Origin of the sequence: Actinomyces sp. oral taxon 171 str. F0337, assembly GCF_005696555.1 — a bacterium.
GTDB classification, from domain to species: domain Bacteria; phylum Actinomycetota; class Actinomycetes; order Actinomycetales; family Actinomycetaceae; genus Actinomyces; species Actinomyces oris_E.
On record NZ_CP040005.1, the window covers coordinates 2,417,073 to 2,443,741 of the forward strand.

The window sequence follows — 26,669 nt, forward strand, 5'->3', positions numbered from 1 at the left end:
CAGTGGCCCCCGCTGTGAGAGCCCCGAAAGGGAATCGAACCCTTGACCTTCTCCTTACCATGGAGACGCTCTGCCGACTGAGCTATCGGGGCAACGAGCCGAATCGTAGGCAGATCCGAATCGCTCTGGCAATTCGTTCCACCGTGGCTTCGCTCACTGCGGCCTCGCCGGGTGGCGAGGTGCGATCAACGAGTGATCGGCGTGGCGGGTGAGGGATTCGAACCCCCGTAGCATTACGCGGCTGATTTACAGTCAGCTCCCATTGGCCGCTCGGGCAACCCGCCTTGGCTCCACGCTCCGACCTCTCGGTCATCGCCTGGCGCCGTGGAAGAATAGCAAGGCAGCGGCGCACCGCGCCAATCGCCCCCGTAGGACCCTCCTCACAGAACAACCCGCCTAGACTCGGGTCGACTGAAGTCCCACCCCGGAAAGGACTGCCGCCATGGCCAACGACTCCTCCTTCGACGTCGTCTCCCGCCTCGACCGCCAGGAGGTGGACAACGCCGTCAACCAGTGCGCCAAGGAGATCTCCCAGCGCTACGACTTCCGCGGCGTCGACGCCTCCGTGAGCCTGTCCGGCGACACCATCACCCTGGAGGCCAACACGGCCGAGCGGGTCATGGCGATCCTGGACGTCCTGGAGTCCAAGCTCTTCCGCCGCGGCGTCTCCCTCAAGGCCCTGGACCTGGGAGACAGGGAGCCTCGCCCCTCGGGCAAGATCTACCGCCTGGCCTGCCCCCTGCGCGAGGGGCTCACTCAGGAGGTGGCCAAGAGGATCACCAAGGCGATCCGTGACGAGGGCCCCAAGAGCGTCAAGGCCACGATCCAGGGCGACGAGGTGCGCGTGACCTCCAAGTCCCGCGACGACCTCCAGAGCGTCATCGCCCTGCTGAAGAACCTCGACGTCGACGCCGCCCTCCAGTTCGTCAACTACCGTTGAATCGGGCCAACGCCTATGCGCCTGCCCGCGGCCAGCAGTCACCTTCTCAAGCACCTGACGCTCACCGTCATCGCTCTCGCCCTCCTCATCGTCATCGCAGTGGGAGCCATGGCTGTGGGCCGGGCGATGCTCTCACCCGGCACCGTCATTGAGGTTCTGTGGCAGCTGGCCACCGGCGACGGCGACACGCCTCTTGTCTCGCGCAACATCGTCCTCAACGTCCGCCTGCCCCGTGTCGCGGCCGCCGCCATGATCGGGGGCGCTCTTGCCATCTCCGGGGCCGCCTACCAAGGACTGTTCCGCAACCCCATGGTCTCCCCTGACATCCTGGGGGCGAGCACCGGCGCCTCCTTCGGCGCGGCCCTCGCGCTGCTGCTCTCCCTGGGGAGCCTGCCGGTTCGGGCAGCGGCCTTCGCCGGAGGACTCGCGGCGGTCTTCATCACCTATACGGCGGCCCGATCCATCGGACGCGGAAGCAGCCAGGTTCTGCTGCTGGTCCTGTGCGGCATGATCGTCTCAGCCCTCTTCCAGGCCTTCGTCTCAACGATCAAGTACACGGCGGACCCTGACTCCAAGCTCCCGGAGATCACCTACTGGCTCATGGGATCCATCGCCAAGGTGACATGGAGCGACCTGAGACTCTTCGCCATCCCCTTCATCCTGGGTGTCGTCCCGCTCCTGGCCATGCGGTGGCGTCTCAACATCTTGGCCTTCGGCGATGAGGAGGCGGAGTCTCTGGGGATCAACGCCGCCGCGCTGCGCCTGGTCAGCATTGTCTGTGCGACCCTGCTGACTGCCTCCTGCGTGGCCGTCTCGGGCGTCATCGGCTGGGTCGGCCTCATCATGCCGCACGTGGTGCGCTTCATCGCGGGCCCGGACAACCGGATCGTCGTCCCCCTGTCCGTCATCCTGGGCGGAGCCTTCCTCATCGCGGTCGACACGGCCTGCCGCACGGTGATCTCCTCCGAGATCCCACTGGGAATCCTCACCAGCATCATCGGAGCCCCACTGTTCTTCCTCGTCCTTCTGCGCACCCAGCAAGGAGGCCGACAGTGAGCCGTCCCGAGGCCCGGGCACGGAGCACGGGACGCCCTGAGCCCTCCGAGCACCCCACCATCACAGCGCGCAACCTGTCCTGCGGCTACCGCGGTCACGCCATCCTGACCGGAGTCGACCTGGAGATCCGAACCGGCGAGGTGCTCTGCCTCCTAGGACCCAACGGCGTTGGGAAGACAACACTCTTCCGGACCCTGCTGGGTCACCTGGCACCTGTCGCGGGTCGAGTGGAGATCGGTGGTCGTGAGCGCTCCTCGCTCTCCCGCCGTCAGACAGCCCGCTACATCGCCTATGTCCCCCAGCTGCACGAGCCACCGTTCGCCTTTTCCGTATTCGACGTCGCCCTGACGGGCTGCGTCTCACGCCTGGGCCTGCTCGACTCCCCCTCCCGTGAGGACCGTAAGCGCACCGAAGAGGTTCTGACCCGATTGGGAATCGCCCACCTGTCCGCACGCCCCTTCACCGAGCTCTCCGGGGGCGAGCAGCAGATGACCCTCATTGCCCGGGCGCTGGTCCAAGACGGGAGGATCCTGGTGATGGACGAACCGGCTGCGGCTCTCGATCTGCGCAATCAGGCGACGATCCTCCGTCGCATACAAGATCTGGCCGATGAGAACCACGGAGTGGTCATGACCTCGCACAGTCCGGATCATGCCTTTCTGGTGGCGACTCGGGCCACCCTCATCACCCAGGACCGAACAATCCTCTCCGGTCCGGTCGACGAGGTGCTCACCGAGGAGAATCTCCAAGCCGCTTACGGCACACGAGTGCGGGTCCTGGAGGCCACAAGTCCCGACGGCGAGGTTGTCCGCACCTGCATCCCGACACTCGAGCTCGCTTGAAAGCTCAGGTTGTTGCAGACCACGATCTCTTACCTCATATTCTATCCTTATGGAAGGTTGATGAATGACTCCATCAATCACCGCAGCCTTCCACTTCTTAGGAGTGTTCATGACTTCGCTACGTTCATCATCCGCCCCCTCAACCACCTTCTCATCGCCCTCCCGCCGAGACCTGCTCAAGCTCGCCGGCGCCGGCGCCGGGAGCGCCGTCGGGTTGAGCCTGCTGGCGGCCTGCGGCTCCAAGTCCTCCAAGGCGGGCGGCAGCGCCTCACCCTCAGGCGGCACCCAGACCATCACCGATATGGGCGGTACGCAGGTCGAGGTGCCCATGAACCCTACCGCGTATGCGGACGGCTGGTACGCCCACAACGAGGTGACGATCATGCTCACCGGGGCCAAGGGGCTCGTCGCCACGCACTGTGATCCCAAGAAGTTCCCCTGGATGTACAAGGTCTGCCCGAACATGTCGAAGGCAACCTCGACTTTCGGGGACGACTTCAACTTCGAGGACCTGGCGGCACTGAATCCCCAAGTCATCTTCGACTCCAAGGAGACGCTGCGGGACAAGGCCAAGGAGGTCGGTATCCCGGTGGTCAACTGCATGTTCCAGACCTATGAAGACATGAAGAAGTCCATCACGATGACGGCAAAGGTCTTTGGCGGGGACGCCCCCAAGATCGCCGAGAAGTACAACGCCGAGCTGGACCAGACGGTCAAGAACGTTAAGGCCAAGACCGACGGCCTGAGCGACGATCAGCGTCCCACGGTCATGCACGGCGGTAGTGTCCACACCCTCAACCTCGACGGCACTGGCACTATCATCGACGAGTGGATCAAGACGGCCGGCGGGAGGAACGCCGTCAACGTGTCGACGAAGGGCAACGCCCAGGCCCAGTTCACGATGGAGCAGATACTCACGTGGAATCCTGACGTCATCATCACGGGAAAGGCGGGGGAGGATGAGAAGATCCTCAATGACCCCAACTGGGCGAGCATCAAGGCCGTTCAGAATCGGAAGGTCTACGTCAACCCCAAGGGCGTCTTCGGCTGGGACCGTTACGGTGTTGAGGAGCTTCTTCAGGTGCAGTGGGTCTCTGCCCTCCTCCACCCGGAGCTCTTCCCCAACCTCAAGATCGAGGAGAAGGTGAAGACCTTCTATAAGACCTATCTCAGCTACAACCTGACCGACGACGAGGTGAAGCTCATCATGGCGGGCAAGGATCCCCAGTAACGTCCGGAGCTCTCACCGGCGGCACTGACACGCTCAGAGACGGCTTGCGGCCCCGAACCCACTGGGTTCGGGGCCACACCTCATGCCCGTTCAGGCCGATAGCAGCGTCAGGACGGCCTTGACGCGGCGGTGGACGGCGGCGTCGGGCAGCAGCCCGAGCTTGGCGAAGATCCGCTGGGTGTGCTTCTCCACGGCCCCCTCGGTGACCACCATGATCTCGGCGATGCCGGCGTTGGTGTGACCCTCGGCCATGAGGGCCAGGACCTCCCGCTCGCGGAGCGTGAGCTCGGTGAGCGGGTCGTCGCGCCGGCCCCGCTGGAGGACCTGGGAGACGACGTCGGGGTCCAGGACGAGCTCGCCGCGCGCCACCCGCTCGACCGCGCCGAGGAAGGCATCGATGTCACCGACCCGGTCCTTGAGGAGGTAGCCCAGGGCGCCACCGCCGTCGGCCAGGAGGTCGGACAGGTAACCGGCGACGACGTACTGGCTCAGCAGCAGGATGGGCGCCCCCGGCCACTGGGCGCGAATGCGGGTGGTGGCGCGCAGGCCCTCGTCGGTGTGGGAGGGCGGCATGCGGATGTCGGCGACGACGACGTCGGGGCGCAGCCGCAGGGCCTCGCTCACGAGGGCGTCGCCGTCCCCCACTCCCCCGACGACCTCGTGGCCGCCGTCGGCCAGGATGAGTGCCAGCCCCTCGCGCAGGAGGACGGAGTCATCAGCGATCAGAACGCGCACGGGATCATCGCCTCCAGTGTGGTGGGCCCGCCGGTCGGGGACGTGACTGTGAGCCTACCGTCGACACCGCTGAGGCGCTCGACCAGGCCGGCCAGGCCGTGCCCCTTGGCGGTCGAGGCACCACCGATGCCGTTGTCGCTGACCCTCACCTGCAGCGCGCCGTCGACGACGCGGGCCTCGACACCGGCGGCCGTGGCCCCGGAGTGCTTGTTGAGGTTGGCCAGCGCCTCACTGACCACGAAGTAGGCGGCCTGGGAGACGTGGTCGGGCAGGTCCGGCAGCTCGGTGCTCACGGTGACGGGGACGGAGGAGCGGGTGGCGGCCTCGGTGATGGCGGCCGCCAGGCCACGGTCGATGAGGACCGGTGGGGCGATACCGCGGGAGAGCTGGCGCAGCTCGTCGAGGGTCTGCTGGGTCTGATCCATGGCGCCCTGGATGATGGCCGACGCCGCTGCCGGGTCCTTCTCGGCCTGACGCTGTGCACGGGCCAGGTCCATGCGCAGGCGCACGAGGCGCTGCTGGGGGCCGTCGTGGATGTCGCGCTCCAGGCGGCGGCGGGTGTCGGCCTCGGCGCGCTGGACGGCGGCCCGGGAGGTCTGGAGGCGGCTGACCTCGCTGCGCCAGGAGAGCATGGCTCGGATGAGACCCGTCTGCATGGCGGCCAGGCCCCGCAGGACGGCGGGGGCGGTCAGGGAGAAGACGATGCCGCAGGTGAGGTCGAAACCGATGTCCCAGAACAGCTCCGGCTGCAGGCCCAGAAGATGGGCCAGTCCCTGACGCTGCCCCACGGCCGGATCGAGGACCAGGTCGAGAGTGATATCAGCGATGGGGGCGAGGAGACCTGCCACGGCCAGGGCCAGCCACACGACGCTGATGATCCAGGTGATGAGGGAGACCGGGAAGTAGATGACGGTCCACAGCAGGTCCATCCAGCGCTGGGGGTCGCGCAGGCGCCGGAAGAGCCGGCGGCGCGCGGAGGACCCCGGCTCGGGCTCGAGGTAGCCGCCGGGCACCGGCTCGCGTCCGTCCACGCGTGCCACGGCGAGGCGGGCGATGTTGGCGAAGCCCCCGGCGATGCTCAGGTCGATGACGAGCACCAGCAGCCCCGCCCAGATGATGGTGGTGACCACGCCGAGGGCGGTCAGCGGCACGACGAGGTAGAAGGCGAGCAGGCTCAGTGGCCCGCTGAGGAGGAGGAAGGCGGCGTCCCTGCCGAGTTGGCGGTAGCGCGCGGCCCACGCGGATCGATTCATGCCTCACATCCTCCTCAGGGCCGGAATCACGCCCAATCCTGCCACCTGGCGGAGCCTTGGTGGGGCTAGCCCGACACTGCCTTGAGCCCGAGGCGGCTCAGCCACCGAGCCGGGCGGTCAGGCTGTGGGCGAGCTCATCGCCCCACCTCCTATAGCGAGTCTCGTCGGGGCGGCTGAGGCAGTACAGGAGGTTGCCCAGGCGGTCGAGGAGCTCGTAGCCGTCGCGGCGCTCCAGCAGCCGTTGCGGGTCGGTGGCACCGGCATCCAGCGCATGCCGCGAGCGCCGCGAGTACCGCGAGTACTCGGTGACGAAGGCGGTGACGTCGTCGGGCGTCATGGGCAGGTACCAGGGCCCGCCGGTCACCCGGCCGCCGATGAGGGCCAGGTCCTTGGCGATGTCACCGGGCCCGGACCACTCGAAGTCGATGAGTCGTGGGAGGCCGTCGGGGCCGAGGACGACATTGGTGGCGACGGCGTCGCCGTGGATGAGCGGGTGGGTGGGGACCGTCTCGAAGGCGGGGGCGAGGCGGGTGAGCTCGCGGCGCCAGGCGGGCAGGAGTGCACGGACGCGGGGGTCGGCAAGTGTCTCCGGGTGGTGCGCTCCCCACCAGGTCAGCAGCTCCTCCCCCTGCTCGCCGGCGCTCGGCACGAAGGCGGCCGACGGCGCGGTACCGGTGGCAAGGGCCTCGTGCAGGCGGGCGAGCTGGTGAGCGAGGACGGCCGCGAGCCGCCGGTTCCAGTCGGCGGCGCGCAGGGACCGGCCGGGGACGTGGGTGGTCACCATGTAGGGGGTGCCGAGCGGATTGTCACTACTGGTCTCCAGGGCGACGGCGCTGGTGCCCAGCTCGGACGGGACGCGTCTGAGGACCTCGAACTCGGTCTCCATGGAGCGGGGCATGTCGTGAGGCAGGTGCCGTGGAAGGCGCAGGACCCGGGTCCGCTCGCCGGAGCCGATTCGCCAGGCCGTGTAGCTCTCACCTTCCCCTAGCTGCTCGACCGGTCCGGCCGTCATGCCGCGCAACTCACCGGCATCGACGGCGGCCCTGACGCGCTGGGCGATGTCGTTGTCGGTTCCGGTCGGAGGCGGGGTATCCGCTCCCCTGTCCACCATCACCTGACTCCGTCCGCGAGGCCGAGGTCGATGACGGCTCGGGCGGCCTCGGCGGCGGTGAGCCGGGCGGTATCGAGGTGGAGGTCCGCCTCAGGCCAGGGGGCGTAGTCGCGGTGCGTGATCTCCTGCCAGGTCGGCGGCTCGAGGCCCTCAATATCGCCGGCCCGCTGCCGGGCGCGGCGCCGGTGCTCGGCCACGTCGGAGCAGATGAGCTCGACGGTAAGAAACCGGGCGTCCACGGCTGAGGCCGTCTCCTCCCACAGGCGGCGGGTGATGGGCAGCGGGTTGACGCACTCGACCAGGACGTCCCCGCCCGAGGCCAGGACGTCTCGAGCGACAGCGGCGGCCGCGTAGTATCCGGCGCCTGCGGGCATGCCGGGGAGCATCTCGCCACTGTCCCGCAGGGCCTGCTCGATGGAGTCGATGCGCAGCCAGGTCGGCGGCCGGCTCTGCGGCCGCGCCTGGACCCGCAGGCTCAGGACCTCCCGGCACACGGTGGTCTTGCCGACGGCAGGCAGCCCGCCGACGACGGTCAGGGTCACCGTCAGTACCCGGCCATCTGCTCAAGGCGGGCGATGCGCTTGTCCATGGGAGGGTGGGTGGAGAAGAGGTTGCGCAGGCTCCCGAAGGGGTTGGCGATCATCATGGAGGAGACCGGCTCGAGGCGGGGGTCCTGTCCCATGGGCACGCGCGAGATGCCCAGCTCGAGCTTGCTGAGCGCGCTGGCCAGGGCGAGCGGGTCGCGGGTGAGCTCGGCTCCGTCGTGGTCGGCGTCGTACTCGCGGGTCCGGGAGATGGCGAACTGGGTGATGGCGGCGGCCAGGGGCGCCAGGAGGGTGAGCAGCAGGACGGCGATGATGTTGCCGCCGTCCCGGTCGCGCCGGTTGCCGCCGCCGAACCACAGGGCCATGGTGGCCATCGAGGAGATGACGCCGGCGATGCCCGCGGCCACCGAGGAGGTGAGGATGTCGCGGTTGTAGACGTGGGAGAGCTCGTGGCCCAGGACGCCGCGCAGCTCGCGCTCGTTGAGGAGCTGGAGGATGCCCTGGGTGCAGCACACGGCGGCGTGCGAGGGGCTGCGGCCGGTGGCGAAGGCGTTGGGGCTCATCGTGGGGGCCACGTAGAGGCGCGGCATGGGTTGGCCGGCCGCGGCGGAGAGCTCACGCACAATGGCGTACATCTGGGGCTGCTGGTCCTCGGTGACCTCGATGGCGCCCATGGAGCGCACCGCGATCTTGTCGGAGTTCCAGAAGCCGAAGGCGGTCTGTACCAGCCCGATGACCGGCGCGATGATCAGCCAGATGGAGGAGCCGGTCCCCCTGGCCAGTGCGTAGCCGATCAGGAGGAGCAGGCTCCACATGCCGCCCAGGAGGACGGCGGTCTTGAGACCGTTGTAGTGGTGAGTCCTTGTCATGGCTGGAGACTATGGGATGAACCTGTGTCTGGCCTATGTCTGCTGGCGCGGGACCACTCGCGCGGTGATGAGGCCGCAGTCCAGGCAGCGCAGGGCATCGCGGAAGTCGTCGGGGTCGAAGGTGGTTCCCGGCGCCTCACGCGCGAGGGTCCAGTACTCCCCCGTTGAGTCCTGGACCGCGTACCCGGTGTCGCGGAAGCCGGCCCGCTCGTAGAAGGAGAGCCGACGGCGTCGCTGCTCGGCGTTGTCGGCCTCGTCGATGACGGGCTCGATGTTCAGGACGATGCTGCAGCCGGGGTGACGGCGCTCGAGCTCGGCCAGGAGGCGGGTGCCCAGGCCCCGGCCGCGGGCGGCGTCGTCGACGGCCAGGTAGAAGAGGTAGAGCAGTCGGGAGCCGGGGCGGCGCACGCTCCAGGTCAGGGCGACGGGGTCCGGTGAGGCCGCGTGGGCGGGTCCGGCGGGCCGGTCCCACCAGGCGACGAGGTCGACGCCGCGCCGCAGGCTGAGCACGTGGATGAGCGCCCAGGGCAGGCGCTCATCCTCGGGGAAGGCGCGCAGGTAGAGGTCGTGCGCCCAGCGGTCGGTTCTGCTGGCGAAGCGGATGCGACGGGTTCTCATTGCTCAGCCCAGCAGGTCGGCGACGTCGGCCGCGGGGAGGTCCAGGGCCTGGCCGACGCCGGCGGTGTAGAGCGTCCCGGCGTGGGTGCTCAGGCCGCGGGCGAGGTCCCGGCGCGCCGTGACAGCGCCTCGCCAGCCCTCGTCGGCCAGGGCCAGGGTGTAGGGCAGGGTCGCGTTGGTCAGCGCGTAGGTGGAGGTGTGCGGGACGGCTCCGGGCATGTTGGCCACGCAGTAGAACATCTTGCCGTCCACCTCGAAGGTGGGCTCGGAGTGGGTGGTGGGGCGGGAGTCCTCGAAGCAGCCTCCCTGGTCGATGGCGATGTCGACCAGCACGCTGCCGGGCCGCATGGTCTCCACCATGGCGCGCGTGACGAGGCTCGGGGTGCGGGCCCCGGGCACGAGGACGGCGCCGATGACCAGGTCCGCCCCGGCGCAGGCCTGGGCCACGTCGAGCTCGGTGGAGAAGCGGGTGCGGATGGTGCCGCCGTCGACCTCCTCGATCCGACGCATGCGCAGCGGGTCGACATCGAAGACGGTGACGTCCGCGCCCATACCTGCGGCGACCCGCGCGGCGCTCAGTCCGGCGGTGCCTCCACCCAGGACGACGACGTTTCCGCGCCGCACCCCGGCGGCACCGCCCAGCAGGACGCCGGCCCCGCCGTGGGGGCGCAACAGGGCCTCCGCACCGACCTGGGCGGCCAGGCGGCCGGCGATCTCCGACATGGGGGCCAGGAGGGGGAGAGCACCGGCGTCAGTCTCGACGGTCTCGTAGGCGATGGAGGTGACCCGCTTGGTGAGCAGCTCCTCGGTCAGGGCCCGGTCCGCGGCCAGGTGGAGGTAGGTGAACAGCAGCAGATCAGGGCGCAGAAAGGGGTACTCCTGGGCAATCGGCTCCTTGACCTTGAGGATGAGCTCGGAGTCGGCCCACAGGCCGGGGACGTCGTCGGTCATGACTGCGCCGGCGGCCGTGTACTCCGCATCGGGAATGGAGGCCCCCTCGCCGGCGCCGACCTGGATGGTCACAGTGTGCCCGCGCCGGGTGAGTGCGTGAACACCGGCCGGCGTGATGGCGACCCGGAACTCGTTGTCCTTGATCTCGGTGGGAACGCCGATTCGCATGGTTCTGCCTTCGGGGTGGTTGTGAAGTGGTTGTGAAGGGGTGGGGTGGCGTGTGTGGGCCGGTGGCCGGCGGCGGGGCCGCCGGCCCCCGGGTTCACTCGGCCAGGCGGTGGGCGACGCGCTCGGGGACGCGGCCCGCCTCGGGCTGGCCGATGAGGTCCTCGGGAACCTCCGTGGAGCGGGAGATCGCGGTCATGGCGTCACGGGAGACGACCTTGACGCGCTCGCGCGGCTTGGAGTCCCCTCCAGTGACGACGACCTCACCGTAGCCCTCGCCGAGCTCTCGCTCGTAGGCGTCCAGCAGCTCCCAGCCCTCCCAGTTGGTGAAGGGGATGCCGCGGGACTCCAGCAGAGCGATGAGGGCGTCGTGGCCGACCTGGGCCTCGTCGGTGGTCTCGGCGTGCAGCAGGCCGGCGTTGGCGTCGGCCACGAGGTTGGTGATGGTCTCCTGCGCGTCGGACTTGGTGGAGCCGATGAGGCCCACGGGGCCGCGCCGGATCCAGCCGGTGGCGTACAGGCCGGTCAGGGGCTTGCCGTCCTCGCCGAGGACGCGGCCGCCCTCGTTGGGGACGACGTGCCGCTCGGCGTCGAAGGGGAGACCCTCGATGGCGCTGGAGGCGTATCCGACGGCGCGGTAGACGGCCTGGACGGGCCAGTCGCGGTACTCGCCGGTGCCGGTGACGTTGCCGTCGCCGGTCAGGCGGGTGCGCTCGGTGCGCAGGCCGACGACGTGGCCGTCGTCGTCGGTGAGGACCTCGTGGGGGGCGGAGAAGAGGTGGATGTGGATGCGGTGGGAGGCGGTGAGGTCCTCCGGCTCCTGCATCGCGTACCCCTCGAGGGCCTTGACGACCTGGCGCTGCTGGTTGGAGGAGGCCAGGGCCGCCTGCGAGCCCTCGTCGTACTCGAAGTCCTCCTCGTCGACGATGACGTCGACGTCGGGCTGCTTGCCGAGCTCGCGCAGCTCCAGCGGGGTGAACTTCACCTGGGCGGGGCCGCGGCGCCCGAAGACGTGCACGTCGGTGACCGGGGACTCCTTGAGGGTGGCGGCGACGTTCGCGGGGATCTCGGTGGTCATGAGGTCGTCAGCGTGCTTGGCCAGGACGCGGGCGATGTCCAGGGCGACGTTGCCGACGCCGATGACGGCGACCTCCTTGGCGCTCAGGTCCCAGGTGCGCGGGTGGTCGGGGTGACCGTCGTACCAGGAGACGAAGTCGGCGCCGCCGTAGCACTCGGGGGCGTCGACGCCGGGGATGTCGAGGGGGGCGTCGGTGTCGGCTCCGGTGGAGAAGATGATGGCGTCGTAGTGCTCGCGGAGCTCGGCCACCGAGATGTCGCGGCCGACCTCGACGTTGCCGATGAGCCGGATGTCCCCGCGCTGGAGGATCTTGTAGAGGGCCACGATGATCTGCTTGATGCGCGGGTGGTCGGGGGCGACGCCGTAGCGCACCAGCCCGTAGGGCGCAGGAAGCCGTTCGAACAGGTCGATACAGACGTCCAGGCCCGACTTCGAGAGGATGTCCGAGGCGTAGATGCCTGCGGGGCCTGCTCCGATGACGGCGACATTGAGAGGACGTGCGTTCACTGTTCTTCGTTCCTGATTCAGGGGACGTGGACGTGGCGCCCGCGTTGCCGCTGCCGGGAGGGCCGGTTGATCCGGTCCAGGGCGACGGCGATGACGGCGGGGCACCGCGGAACAGTCTATGGAGGAAGGGCGGCCCTCCCCCAGGGCCCGGGCAACATCGCGGCTTTGAGCCGCGTCACGTCGGGGAGGTACCGGCGGGACACGTGGCGAGGCCTGCTCCGGGGAGCCGATCAGGACGGCGCGACATCTTCTTATCAACCACCCCCTTTTTCTGAGCGACAGAGGTGCTACGCGTTAACGACAGGGATGTCAGTAAGGCGAGCAACAACTCGCTCTTTCGTATAAAGGTACTCACCTGCAGGCATATCAATCGTGATGCTGTCCTCGCCGACGTCTGGCCACACGACCGGGAGGGACTGGGAAGCCTCAGGCTCAAGATCGTATACAAAACTATTCGCTAAAGGAAGTCTACTTCCATCGGAATATGTATAGTCAGCCTCCAGATACCTCAACCCGCCACTGAGGATGGTTATGCCACTCACACCAAACACCCCAGACAAGCCACGCAACTCCATCATTTTTCCAGGCAAGGAGAAGGGAGCAACCGGCATGCTGACCTTCTCGCTAGAGGTGACCACTACCGTTCCAACCAAGTAGTTACCGGCTCGAACCACATGGTCGATCACCATGTGCACGGTCTTACCGTCGATCTTCACGTCGACACCCTCAGGTCCCTTGCCCACGGGGCCGGCGGCCTTCGGCATCGCGGTCGACGACGGAACCGCGCTCGTGCTCGGCGGCGCACTGGCCTCGGCGGGTTTCGAGGGCGTCAGCGTGATCTCCACACGGCGATTGATCTGCCTGCGCTCGTCAGTGTCATTCGGCACCCGCGGCGAGGACTCCCCCTTGCCCGAGACCGACTCCTTCCACGTGGACAGGTCCGTCAGCTTCTTGAGCCGCTCCGACACCGCCTTGGCCCGCCGCTCAGACAGATCCTGGTTGTGCGCATCATCAGCCACATCATCAGTGTGACCCGTGATCGTCAAATCCCCACCAGATGGGTACTTCTTGATCTGCTCCACCACACTCGCCAGCACGCTGTCAGCCTGAGCCGAGAGCTGATCAGAGTCAGTCGCGAACGTGACGTCCCCAGCCACCGTCACCGTCGTCGACTTCTCATCCTGCTTCGTATCCGACGAATCATCAGCAGCCAGCGACATGGTCTCGATCTTGAATGGCCCCGCCTCCGACTCGTCGAGCTTCGCCTTCGACACCACATCATTCACTGAGAAATCAGTCTCAGCATCCTGCAGGACCGGAACACCTGTAGCAATACCCACATAAGGAAGGAGTAGATCCACGACGCCAACATCCTCGGGCGGCGCATGAAACACTGGGAATACTTCCAAAGGCTTTCCTTTTTCAACACCATCAGATAGATGATGTGTTTCTTCGTCCAGTTCACGATACACCAAGCCCTTATCCAAAGAGAGCATTCTGATCGCAACCATGGTCCACGGGTGATACGCGGAGCCGAATGGTTGAGACAGGCCCACATTCTTTTTCGAGGTCGTCGATAACACCAGGCGCACGACAGCGTACTTGTCGTTGACTGCGACGGGCCCCACCTCGACCGAGAGTGGGGCTCCTTGCCACTCCGCCTCCAGCATCACCCCACCATGGGGGCCAGTCGCGGTGGCAGCAGCACGCGGGGACGCAGCCCCCGAGCTCTTCCCCGATGAGGCGGAGCCGTCCTTCTTCAGCACCCCGCAACCTGCGAGGACAATCCCCGCACCGGCCAAAGTGGGCAGGGTCAGGAGACCACGTCGGGTCAGTCGGGCACGGGCATCAGGAGACGGTGGCGTGAAGGGCAGCATAACGGGGACCTTTCGGCGCATTGGGAACACGTGCATGCCACCCTATGCACCGTGGTCCACGGCCCACGATGGGGAACTACCCGTCTCTCCCCATCAGCTCCCCATCTCCCCATGGGGATCATGGGTAGTTGCTGCCCCCAGGCCGACTGGTCAGGCAGCCCGGTCCACGAGGATGCGGGCGAAGTCCTCCATGGCCGCACGCACCTGAGCCACCCTCTCACCGGCGTCGGCCAAGGCCGCCGCAGCGGCCTCACCCTCGATGCCGACCCGGGCCAGGCGCTGCCGGGTCCCGTCAAGAACAGCCTCCTCCAGGCCCTTCAGACCCTCAACCGCCTGAGCGGCCCAGGCCGTAGCCATCTCGCGGGTGCGGGTCAGGACGGGGTGCTCCCGCAGGCGAGCGACGACGTCGGCCAGGACGGCGTCGTCGGACAGGTCACCGGTGGACAGGCGAGAGAGGATGGCCTGGCCGGCGGCATCGAGCTCGCCGGCCGCCAGGGCCTTGCGCAGGAGCAGCACCGGCATGGTGTCCACGCCCTCACGCAGGTCGGTACCGGGGGTCTTGCCGGTGGTGGCAGAGTCGCTCATGAGGTCGATGACGTCGTCGGCCAGCTGGAAGGCCACGCCGATCCTCTCACCGAACTCCTCCACGATCTGCTCGGTTCGCACCCCGGCATCGGTGAGCATCGCCCCGTACCGGGCGGACACCGCGATGAGGGAGCCGGTCTTGTCCGCCAGGACCTGGATGTAGTGGTCCACCGGGTCAGTGCCCGACGGGCGCGGCAGGGTCTCGTGGAGCTGCCCCATGCACAGGCGCTCGAAGGTCTTGGCGTGAGCCATGACGGCCTCCGGGCTGAGGGCCGCCACCAGCTGGGAGGCACGGGCCACGAGGACGTCGCCGGTGAGGATGGCGGCGGAGTTGCCCCACACGGTCTGGGCGCTCGGGGCACCGCGGCGCAGCGGGGCCTCGTCCATGACGTCGTCGTGGTAGAGGGTGGCGATGTGGGTCAGCTCCACGGCCACACCGGCGTCGCGGATCTGCTCGCCGGTGGCCAGGGCCGGGTCGCCGAGCTGGGCGGTCAGCAGGGCCAGGACCGGACGCAGGCGCTTGCCCCCAGCCTCGGCCAGGTGCGAGGTCGGCGGGTTGATGGTCTCGTCGGCGCTGGTGACCACCTCCATGAGGCGGTCCTCAATGGTCTGGAGAGCGGGGATGATGCGCGACTCCAGCTCGGGGGCGCTCAGCGGCAGTGATCCGATCACGGAAGGAGCATAGCCGTCCGGTCGAACAGGTCGAAGGCGGTCTGCGGCAAAACGCCCAACCCGATTGTGGCCATCACCGCAACGCCGACCGCCAGGAGGATCGGGCCGCGGCTGCCCACGACCACCGAGCGCTCGCCGTCGGGCTCATGGAAGAACATGAGCACGATGAGCCTCATGTAGAAGAAGGCGGTGACGGCCGAGCAGACGATGGCGAGGATGACGAAGGGCACCCCGTTGCCGCTCAGGCCGGTGGCGAAGAGCCGGAACTTGGCCATGAAGCCGGCCGTCAGGGGCACTCCGGCGAAGGACAGCAGGAAGACGGTCATGGCGCCGGCCGCCCAGGGGCTGCGGCGTCCCAGGCCCTTGAAGGCCTCCAGGTCGCCGTCCTCACCTCCCACGGAGCCGTCGCGGTTGGAGCGCACCAGGGTGATGATGCCGAAGGCTCCCACGGTGGCAATCCCGTAGGTCAGGGCGTAGAAGCCGAGTGCGGAGATCGCCGCCTTGGAGTAGGCCAGGATCCCGATGAGCATGAAGCCGGCGTGGGCGATGGCCGAGTAGGCGAGCATGCGCTTGACGTCGTGCTGAACCACCCCGACGACGGTGCCCACGAGCATGGTCAGGGCCGCCACGGCCCACAGGGCGGGGGCCAGGTCCCAGCCCATGGCGCCGGCGATCATGTAGTAGAAGCGCACGAGGGCCAGGAAGGCGGCGGCCTTGACGCCGGCGGCCATGAATCCGGTGACCGGGGTGGGGGCGCCCTGGTAGACGTCCGGGCTCCAGGCGTGGAAGGGCACGGCCGCGACCTTGAACAGCAGGCCGATGATCACCAGCATGAGGCCCGCCAGGATGAGCCACTCCTGCCCCGGCACGGTGCGCACGGCCTCGCCCAGCGTCTTGTAGTCGACGGCGCCGGCCACCCCGTAGAGCAGGGCCGCGCCCATGAGGAGGAAGGCCGAGGCGAAGGCTCCCAGCACGAAGTACTTCAGCGCCGCCTCCTGGCTGAGCAGCCGGCGGTGGCGGGCAGTGGCAGCCAGGATGTACAGCGGCAGGGAGATCATCTCCAGGATGACGAACAGCGTGATGAGGTCGCTGCTGGCCCCGAAGAGCATCATGCCGCCCAGCGAGAACAGGGTCAGGGGGAAGACCTCGGTCGTGGTCCACCCGGCCAGGAGGGACTCTGTCTCCTCCGCGCTGCCGGGCCGGTCGGCGGCCTGGGCCGCGAAGGCCCCGTCGCCGACGGCGGTGCGGTCGGCCATCACCATGACGGCCAGCAGCCCGATGACCAGGAGGATGCCCTGGGCGGCGATGGAGAAGGGATCCTCGGTCAGGCCCGCGGACATACGGGCACCCGGCAGGAAGCCCTTGGGGAGCTGGAACTGGGGCATGGCCGCGGCGGCGGCCCCGGCGGCCTTGACCTCGCCCCAGCGCAGGAACAGGAAGGCCCCGGAGGCCAGGATGGCCAGGAAGCTCAGCGTGGACTGGATGGCCAGGCGGGCGGGACGGGCGATGAAGGCCTCCACGAGGACACCCAGGACACCGGCGCCCAGAATGATGAGTGCCGGCGTCAGGGCGTCCCAGTTGACGATCGGGGCAGTGGCTGAGGGGCTCACTTGGTGTTCCCTTCCGTAGCGGTGGAGGCGGCGGGCGCTTCGGATGCACCGCCGGCATCGTGGCTGTCACCGGCGCCGCCGGCGGAGGCGGCGTCCTGCGGGGAGCGGGCCACCGTGAGCGCGACCTGCCGGGCGACGTCGTCGAGCGCATGAGTGAGTGCGGCCGGGGCCAGTCCGAGCGCGAGCATCGCGGCGATGACGGGGACGACGACGAGGCGCTCGCGCCCGTCGAGGTCCGAGCTGCCCACACGCTCGGGGGCAGGCGCCCCGGTGAAGACCCGCTGGTAGGGCAGCAGCATGTAGACGGCGGCGATGACGACACCGACGACAGCCGCACCGCCCAGGGCCAGCGATACCGAGAAGGTGCCGGTGAGCACCATCCACTCGGGCACGAATCCGCTCAGGCCCGGCAGGGCGATGGAGGCCAGCCCGCAGACCAGGAAGGTCCCGGCCACCAGCGGCATGACCCGGGCGATGCCGCCGAGCTCGCTGATGGCGACCGTCCCGGTGCGCCGGGCCATGAAGCCGGTGACCAGGTAGAGGCCGGCGATGGACAGCCCGTGGGCCACCATGTAGACCATGGCGCCGTTGGCTGCCACCTGGTTGCCGATGAAGATCCCCAGGACCATGAAGCCGAAGTGGCTCACGGAGGTGTAGGAGATGAGGCGGTAGAGGTTGTCCTGGGCGATGGCGGCCAGGCCCCCGTAGATGATGGAGACGACCGCCAGGACCAGGATCACCGGGGCGGCCCAGCGGGAGGCCTCGGGGAAGATCGGCAGGACCAGGGTGATCATCCCGAAGGTACCGATCTTGTCCAGGATGCCGATGAGCAGCACCGAGGTGCCCGGGGTGGCCTGCTCGGCGGTGTCGGGCAGCCAGGTGTGGACCGGGACCAGCGGCGCCTTGATGGCGAAGGCGATGAAGAAGGTCAGGAAGATCCAGTGTCCGGCGGAGGTGGACACGTGCAGGTTGGCGGCCACCGAGTCGATGAGGAAGCTGGGGGTGCCGTTCCTGGCGGAGTGCAGGTACACAGCGATGACGCCGATGAGCATGACGAGCCCGCCGGCCAGGGAGTACAGGAGGAACTTCAGGGCGGCGCGCTGGCGCTTCTGGCCGCCGAAGCAGCCGATGAGGAAGTACACCGGGATGAGCATCGCCTCGAAGCACAGATAGAACAGGAGCAGGTCCCGGGCCGAGAAGATGACGACGACGAAGAACTCCAGTGCCAGGACGAGCCCGGTGAACAGGCCCTGCCGGTCGGCGGGGACCTCACCCCAGGAGGCGAGCAGCACCAGGGGCGTGACGAAGGCGGCCAGGAGCACCATGGACAGGCCCAGGCCGTTGACGCCCAGGGCCCAGGAGGCGCCGATGGCGGGGATCCAGGAGTGGGTGTCGGTCAGCTGGACGGTGCCGGCATGCCCCAGCTCGAAGGCGCTCAGCGCCCACAGGCCCAGGGCGAGGACCGCCAGGGAGAACACGAGGCCCACGGCGCGGGCGTGGAGCCGGCGCAGCGGCGGGACCAGCCACAGCAGGAGCGCCCCGGCCAGCGGCGTGACCGCCATGACGGTCAGGACGGGCAGCGATGCGGGAAGAGTCGGCATGTGTCGTGTCCTCTCAGAACCTGGCGGCCAGGACGGCGATGAGTACGAGGACCGTTCCGGCCAGCATGTAGCCGGCGTAGGAGCGCACGTACCCGGACTCGGTGCGGCGGGTCAGGCGCCCCAGGGCGCCGGTGCCGGCGGCGGCACCCTCGATGGCGCCGTCGACGACGTAACGCTCGACGGCGTCGGTGGCCAGGACCAGTCCCTGGCCGGTGCGCATGGCCAGGGCCTCGTTGACGGCGTCCTGGTACATGTCCTTGCGGGCGGCCTCCACCAGGGGGTTGACCGGCTGCAGGACGACGGGCACCGGACGGCGCACGTACATCCACCAGGCCACGACGACCCCGACGACGACCAGGGCGAGGGTGGCACCCATGATGACGATGGCCGGCAGGACCGGCTCGCCGTGCTCGGCATGACCGGTGACCGGCTCCAGCCAGGTGACGAACATGTTGTTGTAGCTCAGCAGCCCGCCCAGGCACGCGGAGAACACGGACAGGACGATGAGAGGCAGAGTCATGAGCCATCCGGACTCGTGGGGGTGGACCTCACCCTCCAGGTCCTCCTCCGTGGTCCAGCGCTGCTTGCCGTGGAAGATCATGAAGAACAGGCGGGACATGTAGAAGGCGGTCAGGCCCGCGCCCAGCAGGGCGATGGTTCCCAGGATCCAGGGCTTGGCGCCCTCGCCGACGAAGGCGGCCTCGATGAGGTGGTCCTTGGACCAGAATCCGGAGAAGGGCGGCACCCCCAGGATGGCGAGCCAGCCGATGCCCATGGTGACCCAGGTGATCGCCATGGCGCCGCGCAGGCCGCCGAAGCGGCGCATGTTGACCTGGTCGCCCATGGCGTGCATGACCGAGCCGGCCCCCAGGAAGAGCTGGGCCTTGAAGAAGCCGTGGGTGAGCAGGTGGAAGATGGCGAAGGCGTAGCCGATCGGGCCGAGACCGGCACCCAGCATCATGTAGCCGATCTGGCTCATGGTGGAGGCGGCCAGGACCTTCTTCATGTCGTCCTTGGCGCTTCCGATGACGGCCCCCAGCAGCAGGGTGATGGCGCCGACGACGGCCACGGCCGTCTGGGCGCTGGGGGCGCCCTCGAAGACGGCGGCGGAGCGGACCATGAGGTAGACGCCGGCGGTGACCATGGTGGCGGCGTGAATGAGGGCCGAGACCGGCGTGGGGCCGGCCATGGCGTCACCCAGCCAGGCCTGAAGGGGGAACTGGGCGGACTTGCCGCAGGCCGCCAGGAGCAGGAAGAAGCCGATGGCGGTGAGCCAGCCCGTGGTCATCGAGCCGTCGAGGGCGGCGGCGGAGACGTCGTCGAAGGAGACTGAGCCGATCTGGCCGACGATCGCCATCATGGCCAGCAGGAGGCCGACATCGCCCACGCGGTTCATGACGAAGGCCTTCTTGGCGGCGGCGGCGTTCTCGCGGCTGGTGGCCTGCTCGCCCTGGGGGGCGTCGGCGTCGGCGGTGTTCCAGAAGCCGATGAGAAGGTAGGAGGCCAGGCCCACGCCCTCCCAGCCGACGAAGAGCACGATGTAGGAGTCGCCCAGGACCAGGGTGAGCATCGCGGCGATGAAGAGGTTGAGGTAGGCGAAGAAGCGGCGCCGGTCGCGGTCGTGGGCCATGTAGGCCACCGAGTACAGGTGGATGAGGAAGCCGACGCAGGTGACCAGGGTGACGAAGGTCAGCGACAGCGGGTCCAGGCGCAGGCCGACGTCGATGTTGAGGTTCCCGGCGGAGAACCAGTGGTAGAGGGGCAGGCCGATGACGCGTTCCTCCGCGGGCAGGCCCAGGACCTGCACGAGGATGCCCACGCCCAGGAAGGCGGCGGCGAAGGAGGCGGCCAGGCCCAGCCAGTGGCCCCAGGCGTTGGAGCGACGGCCGGCCAGCAGCAGGAGGGCGGCGGAGGCGGCGGGGACGGCGATGAGCAGCCAGGCCCAGGAGGCCGGGCCGGTGGCCTCGGTCAGGGGCGTCACAGCTGCGGTGACAGGAGCGGGAAGCATGTCGGTGGTCTCTCCCCTCAGTTCTTGAGCAGGTTCTCGTCGTCGACCGACGTGGACCTGCGGGTGCGGAAGATGGATACGACGATGCTCAGACCCACCACGACCTCGGCGGCGGCCACCACCATGACGAAGAAGGCGAAGACCTGACCGGTGAGGTTGCCGTGGATCCGGGAGAAGGTCACCAGGACGAGGTTGACGGAGTTGAGCATGAGCTCAACTCCCATGAGCTCGATGATGGCGTTGCGGCGCAGCAGCACCGTGAGCGCCCCCAGGGTGAACAGCACCCCGGCCAGGATGAGGTAGACGCTGATGGGGAGACTCACTTCTCCTCCTTCTGCTCCGGGGCGGCCGAGTCGGCTGCCCCGTCATCGCTGAGGACGGGCTGCTTGACGGCGGGGGCGGCGGCACCGGGCATGGTGGGCATCCCGGAGCGGCGGGCGGTCCGGGGGCCGTCGGCTGCGCCGGTGTCTCCGGCGCCGGCCAGGCGGGCGACGATCGTGCCCGAGCGCTGAGCCAGTCCCATCTCCGGGGAGACGTCGGACAGCTCCAGCCCCTGTCCGCGGGCCCGCAGGACCCGGGGCACGGACTCCTCCACGGCCTCACCCTCGGCGTCCAGGGCCGGGGCGGCGGCGGAGTTGGTGGAGGCGTAGACGCCGGGCATCGGCTTCTGGCCCGGGTGGGCGCCCTTGGTGGTGTAGTCCTGCATCTTGCTCGCGGCCACCCCGCGCTGGCTGAGCCGGGCCCGGATGCGCTGGCGGTGGGTGAGGGTCAGGGCGCCGACGGCGGCGACGATGAGCAGGATGGCGGTCAGCTCCATGGTGACGACGTGGTCGTGGTAGAGCGTGACGGCCAGCAGGTCGGGGGCGGCCTTGGCTCCGTTCTTGAGCCCGACCGGCGTCGGCAGGGTGGAGCGCCACACGACGGCGGTCAGGGCACCGGCCAGCCCCAGGCCCAGGAGGATGAGGACCGGGCGCCTCATGACGGTACCGGCGGCTCCCACCGGCTCGTCACCGCCGACGCCCACGAGCATGATGACGAACAGGACGAGGGTCATGACGGCGCCGGTGTAGACCACGACCTGGGTGATGCCCATGAAGGGCGACTCGTTGACGATGTAGAGGACGGCCAGCGAGATCATGATGCCGATCATGTTGATGGCGGCGTTCACGGCGCGCTTGGCGGTCAGGACGCCGATGCCGCAGGCCACGGTGACCAGGGCGACGACGCCGAACACGATGGCCTCGCCCAGCCCCAGGTGACCGTCCTGAGTCACGGCGGTGGGGACGGCGGCGGAGGCTCCGGTCATCAGCAGGGTGCTCATCACAGGGCTCCCTTCACGGTCTGACGGCTGTCCCGTCCGGAGGCGGCGGGGGCGGCCTTGGCGCGGGCGTCGTCCAGACTGGGGTCGTCGGGCCGGTGGGCCCGCACCCAGTCGATCTGGGCCTGGGTGGAGCCGGCGACCCGCCCACGGTAGTAGTCGCCGTCCTCGGTGCCCTCGACCATGGGGTGGGGTGCGGCCACGGCGCCCTCGGGCACGGGGGCCAGCAGGTCCTCCTTCTCGTAGATGAGGCCCTCGCGGCCGGGGCCGACGAGCTCATCGAAGTCGGTGGACATGGTCAGGGCCCGGGTGGGGCAGGCCTCGATGCACATGCCGCAGAAGATGCAGCGCAGGTAGTTGATCTGGTAGACGCGCCCGTAGCGCTCGCCGGGCGAGTACTGGGCGCCGGGCTCGTTGGAGGCGGCCTCGACGTAGATCGCGTCGGCGGGGCAGGCCCAGGCGCACAGCTCACAGCCGATGCACTTCTCCAGGCCGTCGTCGTAGCGGTTGAGCTGGTGGCGCCCGTGGTACCGGGGCATCACCTGGGGCGCCTCGAAGGGGTACTGCTCGGTGACCACCGGGCGGAACATCGAGGAGATGGTGACCCCGTAGCCGGCCACGGGCGCGAAGGCCCGGGCCAGGGCGGAGGGAGCGTCGCGCAGCCACTTGTCGTGCTGCGAGCCCCGGGAACGGTGGGGGCGATCAGTCATCTTTTCCCTCCTGGGGTGCCTCAGCGGCCGTGTCTGTGTCCTTGCCGCCGGCCGAGTCGGCCTTGAGGTCAAGGGTGAAGGTGGGCAGGGCGGTGGCCGCGTCCGTGCTGGCCGTGCCGGCCGTGCCGGCCGAGTCGGGGGACTGGGCAGATGCGGCGGAGTCCGCGGAGGCGGCCGCGTCATCGTCCTCGAGGTCGACGTCCTCTAGGAGGCCGACGGAGGTGGCCGCCCCGGTCTCGGAGTCGTCGGCCGAGGTGGCCGCTTCCGCCGCCAGGGCGGCGCGGCGGGCACGCGGTGAGGGCGGCAGGGACTTGCCCGGAGGCGGCGGGACGGGGAAGCCCTCGAGGAAGGCGACATGGTCGTCCTCGGTGCTCATGATCTCGACGTCGTCGTCGACGTCGTCAGCGTCGTCCGCGTCGTCCGCGTCCTCATCGTCGTACTCGTCGTAGAGCTCCTCCTCTTCCTCCTTGTCGGGCATGAGGAAGAGGATGAGCATGATGACGCAGAAGACGACGGCCATCGGCAGCAGCAGCGCCTGCACCGAGGCGCCCGAGAAGGTGCGGAAGGCGCGCACCACCGCCACCAGCACGAACCAGACCAGGGAGAGCGGGATGAGGACCTTCCAGCCCAGCTTCATGAAGTGGTCGTAGCGGATGCGTACCAGGGTTCCGCGGGTCCAGACCATGAAGAACATGACGGCCCAGACCTTGGCGACGAACCAGAGCATCGGCCACCAGCCGGAGTTGGCGCCCTCCCAGAACAAGCTGAGGATCGTCGAGCGCCAGCCACCCAGGAACAGGGTGACGCACACGGCCGAGACGTTGAACATGTTGATGTACTCGGCCAGGAAGTACCAGGCGAACTTCATCGAGGAGTACTCGACCATGTGGCCGGCGACGAGCTCGCCCTCCGCCTCGGGAAGGTCGAAGGGGAGGCGGTTGACCTCACCGACCATGGAGATGACGTAGATGATGAAGCTGGGCAGCATCGCCACGGCCCACCAGATGCGCTGCTGGGCGCTGACGATCCCGGAGGTGGACATGGTTCCCGAGGCCAGGAAGACCGTGAGGATGGACAGGCTCATGCTCAGCTCGTAGGAGATGACCTGAGCGGCGCTGCGCACGGCGCCGAAGAGTGGGTAGGTGGAGTGCGTGGACCATCCGCCCAGGATGATGCCGTAGACGCCGAAGGCGGTGATGGCCAGGATGTAGAGGACCGCCACCGGGAAGTCGGTCAGCTGCAGGGGCGTGGAGTGGCCGAAGATGCTCACCTGCGGCCCGAAGGGGATGACCGCGTAGACCATGAAGGCGCTGAAGGCGGCGATGAGCGGCGCCAGGAGGTAGATGACCTTCTCGGCCCCCTTGAGCCAGAAGTCCTCCTTCATGATGAGCTTGCCGGCGTCGGCGACAGCCTGGAGCAGGCCCATGGGGCCGTTGACGTTGGGGCCCAGGCGGGTCTGCATGCGGGCCAGGCCGCGTCGCTCCACCCACAGGGCCATCATGACGCTGACGATGAGGAAGGCGACGATGAAGCCGGCCTTGATGACGGTCAGCCACCAGGTCTCGGCGGAGAAGTCGGCGGTCACACCTCCGTTGGAGATGGCGTCGTCGGCAGCGGCCTGAGCCGCGTGGATCGGGTTCACCTCAGTACCTCCGCTGCGTGGGTCAGGGTGACCTGGGAGCCGTGCCCGGCACCCAGGGTCTGGTGGACGGTGGATCCGGCCGAGCACTCGGGCAGCCACACGGTGCCGTCGCTGACACCGCCGACGACGGCCGGCAGGGTGATCGATCCGGTGGCGGTCGCCACGGTCACCTCCTGGCCGGACGCCAGCGACAGGCGCTGGGCGAGGTCGGTGCCCACCCGGGCGATGGGGCGCAGGGCGGTGGCGGCCAGGAAGGGCTCGCCGTCCTGGAGGCGTCCGGCGTCGAGCATGGGCTTGTGGGTGGTCAGGCGGGCCTCCACACCGTCAGCGGAGGCGAGAGCCTCGGTGCCGATCTGCGGGGCGGGCCCGAAGGCGACCGACGGGCGCTGCCCGCGCCACAGGCCCAGGTCGGCGAGCTGCTCGTGCAGGACGACCAGGTCGTCGACCTGGAGGTCGACCCCCATCTCGCCTGAGAGCATGCCCAGGACCTGGCGGTCTGTGCGAGCACGTGAGACGTGGGCCTGACCGAAGGGGCGCACGCGCCCCTCCCAGTTGACGAAGGTGCCGTTCTTCTCCACGGCCGGGGCCACGGGCAGGACGACGTCGGCGTGCTCGCTGACCTCGCTGCGGCGCACCTCGAGCTGGACGGTGAAGCCGCTGGCGGCCAGGGCCGCTCGGGCCAGGCCCGGGTCGGGGAAGTCGCGCAGGTCGATGCCGCCGATGACGGCGCCGCCGAGGCTCCCCTCCAGGAGGGCCGAGAGGATGGCGGTGGCGTCGCGGCCCGGTGTCGTGGGCAGGAGGTGCTCGGGGCCCAGGTTCCAGGCCCGCTCGACCTGGGCTCGGGCCTCGGGGTCGGTCACGGGGCGCCCGCCGGGCAGGAGGCCGGGCAGCAGGCCCGTCTCGATGCCGCCGCGCTCGCCGCTGCGGCGCGGGACCCAGGCCAGGTGGGCTCCGGTGGCGGTGGCCAGGGTGTCGGCGACGCTCAGCAGGCCGGGGACGCGGGCGGCGCGCTCACCGATGAGGATGGTGGCGCCGTCGGCCCGCAGGGCCTCGACGAGGTCGGGGTGGGTCTGGCTGAGGTGAGCGACGACGCGGGCCTCCTCACCGGGCGGGGTGAGGATGGCCTGGGCGGAGAGCTTGCGGCTGCCGGCGCTCAGGCAGGTGGTCACGGTGGCCACCTTGACGCCGCCGGCGCGCACGCCCTTGCGCAGGCGCAGGAACAGGGAGCCGCACTCGTCCTCGGGCTCCAGGCCCAGGAGCAGGACCTGGCCGGCCTTCTCCAGGTGGCGGTAGGTGACGGCGCACAGTCCGGTTCCGGCCACCCGGGCGGCCAGGAAGGTGTCCTCCTCCGGGCTGTGGCTGCGCACGCGCTGGTCGATGTCGTTGGTGCCCAGGACGGTGCGGGCGAAGCGGGACCAGGCCCAGGCGTCCTCCAGGGTGAGGCGGCCACCGGGCAGGAGCCCCACTCCCCCGTCGGAGGCGGCGCGGGCCAGTCCCTGGGCGGCCACGTCCAGGGCGTCGGACCAGGAGGTGGTGACGAGCTCGCCGGTCTCCTCGTCGCGCACGAGCGGCACGGTGAGGCGGTCGGGCTGGGAGGACCAGGTGAAGGCGAAGCGGTCCTTGTCGGTGATCCACTCCTCGTTGACCTCGGGGTCGTTGCCGGCCAGGTGGCGCAGGACGACGCCGCGGCGCATGTCGACGCGGATGGCGGATCCGGAGGCGTCGTGCTCGGTGACGGAGTCGGTGGAGACCAGGTCCATGGGGCGGGCCCGGAAGCGGTACTTCGCGGAGGTCAGGGCGCCCACGGGGCAGATCTGGATGATGTTGCCCGAGAAGTAGGAGGCGAAGGGGCGCCCGGAGGCGTCCAGGTCCTCGCGGCCGGCGCCCAGGTCGGGGCCGTAGTCGGTGCCGTCGGAGGCGCCGGGCTCGCCGCCGGGGCCGGTCAGGTCGCCCAGGGCGCTCAGGGAGGGGACGCCGCGGATCGTCTGGAGGTCGGCGTCGAGCGGCTCCTGGGTCGGCTCGGTGTGGAAGTCCAGGACGCGGGCGTCGAAGCGCCCGATCTGCTCGGAGTACAGGCCCCCGGTGTGCTCGGGGTCGCCGTCCATGTCGAAGGAGGGGTGCCCGCCTCCGCGGCCCTGGAGGGCGATGAAGGGGTCACCGGGGATCTGATCGGCGAAGCGCACGCAGCGCTGGCACAGGATGCAGCGGTCGCGGTCCAGCAGGATGTTGCTGGTCAGTCGCAACGGCTTGGGGAAGGTGCGCTTGACATCGGTGAAGCGGGTGGCGGACTGGGCTCCGGAGGCCATGAGCTCCAGGGCCTGGTTCTGCAGGGGGCACTCGCCGCCCTTGTCGCACACCGGGCAGTCCAGCGGGTGGTTGATGAGGAGGAACTCCATGGTGCCGGCCTGGGCCTTGGCGGCGACCTCGCTGGTGGCCTGGGTGGAGATCTCCATGCCCTCCATGGCGGTCATGGCGCAGGAGGGCTGGGGCTTGGGCATGGGCCGCACGACGCCGTCGCGCCCCGGCATGGCCACCTCCACCAGGCACTGGCGGCAGTTGGCAGACGGCGCGAGCAGCGGGTGGTCGCAGAAGCGCGGGATGCGCACGCCGACCTGCTCGGCGGCGCGGATGAGGAGGGTCCCCTTCTCGACCTCGACGGGGAGTCCGTCGATGGTCATGTGGACCATCTCGGGGGCCGGGGGCGCCGCGGGTGCGGAGCTCTTGGTGGTCGTCTCAGCAGTCATG

Annotated in this window: 22 protein-coding genes and 2 tRNA genes; 4 read left to right on the forward strand and 20 right to left on the reverse strand. The window is 69.1% G+C overall.

The features are described 5' to 3' along the window. Nucleotides 1–19: 19 nt before the first annotated feature. Both FBF36_RS10375 and FBF36_RS10380 read right to left on the reverse strand, forming a co-directional pair. Nucleotides 20–92 (reverse strand) — tRNA-Thr (locus FBF36_RS10375). 110 nt (nt 93–202) lie between these two features. Next, nucleotides 203–284, reverse strand: a tRNA-Tyr gene (locus tag FBF36_RS10380). A gap of 158 nt (nt 285–442) precedes the next feature. Here FBF36_RS10380 and FBF36_RS10385 point away from each other — a divergent pair. The 4 genes from FBF36_RS10385 to FBF36_RS10400 all read left to right on the forward strand — a co-directional run bounded on the left by FBF36_RS10385 (nt 443) and on the right by FBF36_RS10400 (nt 4,069). Beyond that, entirely contained in the window at nt 443–940 is a 498-nt protein-coding gene (locus FBF36_RS10385) for a YajQ family cyclic di-GMP-binding protein (protein ID WP_009395480.1), read from the forward strand. A gap of 15 nt (nt 941–955) precedes the next feature. After that, nucleotides 956–1,996, forward strand: coding sequence for a FecCD family ABC transporter permease (locus tag FBF36_RS10390; protein ID WP_009395481.1), 1,041 nt, complete (start codon nt 956–958; stop codon nt 1,994–1,996). Further along, entirely contained in the window at nt 1,993–2,838 is an 846-nt protein-coding gene (locus FBF36_RS10395; RefSeq protein WP_009395482.1) for an ABC transporter ATP-binding protein, read from the forward strand. The genes FBF36_RS10390 and FBF36_RS10395 overlap by 4 nt, the downstream gene beginning before the upstream one ends. 109 nt (nt 2,839–2,947) lie before the next feature. Then, a complete protein-coding gene (locus FBF36_RS10400; RefSeq protein ID WP_050792650.1) occupies nt 2,948–4,069 on the forward strand; it encodes an ABC transporter substrate-binding protein in 1,122 nt (373 codons plus the stop codon). Nucleotides 4,070–4,159: 90 nt separating this feature from the next. On the opposite strand, the gene FBF36_RS10405 is transcribed toward FBF36_RS10400, so the two are convergent. From FBF36_RS10405 to FBF36_RS10490, 18 genes are all read right to left on the reverse strand, one after another. Next, nucleotides 4,160–4,804 (reverse strand): response regulator, encoded by a 645-nt coding sequence (locus FBF36_RS10405; protein WP_009395484.1) that lies wholly within the window; start codon nt 4,802–4,804, stop codon nt 4,160–4,162. Continuing rightward, nucleotides 4,792–6,057 carry a sensor histidine kinase gene (locus FBF36_RS10410; RefSeq protein ID WP_138137491.1) on the reverse strand — a complete coding sequence of 422 codons (1,266 nt, stop codon included), beginning with the start codon at nt 6,055–6,057 and terminating at the stop codon, nt 4,792–4,794. The genes FBF36_RS10405 and FBF36_RS10410 overlap by 13 nt, the downstream gene beginning before the upstream one ends. Before the next feature lie 97 nt (nt 6,058–6,154). Further along, the gene (locus FBF36_RS10415; RefSeq protein WP_009395488.1) at nt 6,155–7,168 is read right to left on the reverse strand and encodes a phosphotransferase family protein; all 1,014 of its coding nucleotides are present in this window, start codon (nt 7,166–7,168) and stop codon (nt 6,155–6,157) included. Next, entirely contained in the window at nt 7,168–7,710 is a 543-nt protein-coding gene (locus FBF36_RS10420) for an AAA family ATPase (RefSeq protein WP_009395489.1), read from the reverse strand. The genes FBF36_RS10415 and FBF36_RS10420 overlap by 1 nt, the downstream gene beginning before the upstream one ends. 2 nt (nt 7,711–7,712) lie before the next feature. After that, nucleotides 7,713–8,582, reverse strand: a complete 870-nt coding sequence (htpX, locus tag FBF36_RS10425; protein WP_009395490.1) for a zinc metalloprotease HtpX — start codon at nt 8,580–8,582, stop codon at nt 7,713–7,715. A 33-nt stretch (nt 8,583–8,615) separates the two neighbouring features. Continuing rightward, nucleotides 8,616–9,200, reverse strand: coding sequence for a GNAT family N-acetyltransferase (locus FBF36_RS10430; RefSeq protein ID WP_009395491.1), 585 nt, complete (start codon nt 9,198–9,200; stop codon nt 8,616–8,618). Nucleotides 9,201–9,203: 3 nt separating this feature from the next. Further along, complete coding sequence (ald, locus tag FBF36_RS10435) at nt 9,204–10,319, reverse strand: alanine dehydrogenase (RefSeq protein ID WP_009395492.1); 1,116 nt, start codon at nt 10,317–10,319, stop codon at nt 9,204–9,206. Between the two features lie 94 nt (nt 10,320–10,413). Next, nucleotides 10,414–11,901, reverse strand: coding sequence for an FAD-dependent oxidoreductase (locus tag FBF36_RS10440; RefSeq protein WP_138137493.1), 1,488 nt, complete (start codon nt 11,899–11,901; stop codon nt 10,414–10,416). Between the two features lie 287 nt (nt 11,902–12,188). Continuing rightward, nucleotides 12,189–13,571 (reverse strand): OmpA family protein, encoded by a 1,383-nt coding sequence (locus FBF36_RS10445; RefSeq protein WP_225792342.1) that lies wholly within the window; start codon nt 13,569–13,571, stop codon nt 12,189–12,191. A gap of 357 nt (nt 13,572–13,928) precedes the next feature. Further along, a complete protein-coding gene (locus tag FBF36_RS10450) occupies nt 13,929–15,035 on the reverse strand; it encodes a polyprenyl synthetase family protein (protein ID WP_009394294.1) in 1,107 nt (368 codons plus the stop codon). Further along, nucleotides 15,032–16,645, reverse strand: a complete 1,614-nt coding sequence (gene nuoN, locus FBF36_RS10455) for an NADH-quinone oxidoreductase subunit NuoN (RefSeq protein WP_009394292.1) — start codon at nt 16,643–16,645, stop codon at nt 15,032–15,034. Before nuoN ends, FBF36_RS10450 begins: the two co-directional genes overlap by 4 nt. Further along, on the reverse strand, nt 16,642–18,246 hold the full coding sequence (locus FBF36_RS10460; RefSeq protein ID WP_009394290.1) for an NADH-quinone oxidoreductase subunit M: 1,605 nt from the start codon (nt 18,244–18,246) through the stop codon (nt 16,642–16,644). Before FBF36_RS10460 ends, nuoN begins: the two co-directional genes overlap by 4 nt. Before the next feature lie 13 nt (nt 18,247–18,259). Then, a complete protein-coding gene (nuoL, locus tag FBF36_RS10465; RefSeq protein ID WP_009394287.1) occupies nt 18,260–20,254 on the reverse strand; it encodes an NADH-quinone oxidoreductase subunit L in 1,995 nt (664 codons plus the stop codon). A 17-nt stretch (nt 20,255–20,271) separates the two neighbouring features. Next, nucleotides 20,272–20,577 (reverse strand): NADH-quinone oxidoreductase subunit NuoK, encoded by a 306-nt coding sequence (nuoK, locus tag FBF36_RS10470; protein ID WP_009394285.1) that lies wholly within the window; start codon nt 20,575–20,577, stop codon nt 20,272–20,274. Further along, nucleotides 20,574–21,575 (reverse strand): NADH-quinone oxidoreductase subunit J, encoded by a 1,002-nt coding sequence (locus FBF36_RS10475; protein ID WP_138137495.1) that lies wholly within the window; start codon nt 21,573–21,575, stop codon nt 20,574–20,576. Before FBF36_RS10475 ends, nuoK begins: the two co-directional genes overlap by 4 nt. Further along, complete coding sequence (gene nuoI, locus FBF36_RS10480) at nt 21,575–22,282, reverse strand: NADH-quinone oxidoreductase subunit NuoI (RefSeq protein ID WP_009395309.1); 708 nt, start codon at nt 22,280–22,282, stop codon at nt 21,575–21,577. The genes FBF36_RS10475 and nuoI overlap by 1 nt, the downstream gene beginning before the upstream one ends. After that, nucleotides 22,275–23,924, reverse strand: coding sequence for an NADH-quinone oxidoreductase subunit NuoH (gene nuoH, locus FBF36_RS10485; RefSeq protein ID WP_009395307.1), 1,650 nt, complete (start codon nt 23,922–23,924; stop codon nt 22,275–22,277). The genes nuoI and nuoH overlap by 8 nt, the downstream gene beginning before the upstream one ends. Further along, the gene (locus FBF36_RS10490) at nt 23,921–26,668 is read right to left on the reverse strand and encodes an NADH-quinone oxidoreductase subunit G (protein WP_138137497.1); all 2,748 of its coding nucleotides are present in this window, start codon (nt 26,666–26,668) and stop codon (nt 23,921–23,923) included. Before FBF36_RS10490 ends, nuoH begins: the two co-directional genes overlap by 4 nt. Nucleotide 26,669: the final 1 nt, after the last annotated feature.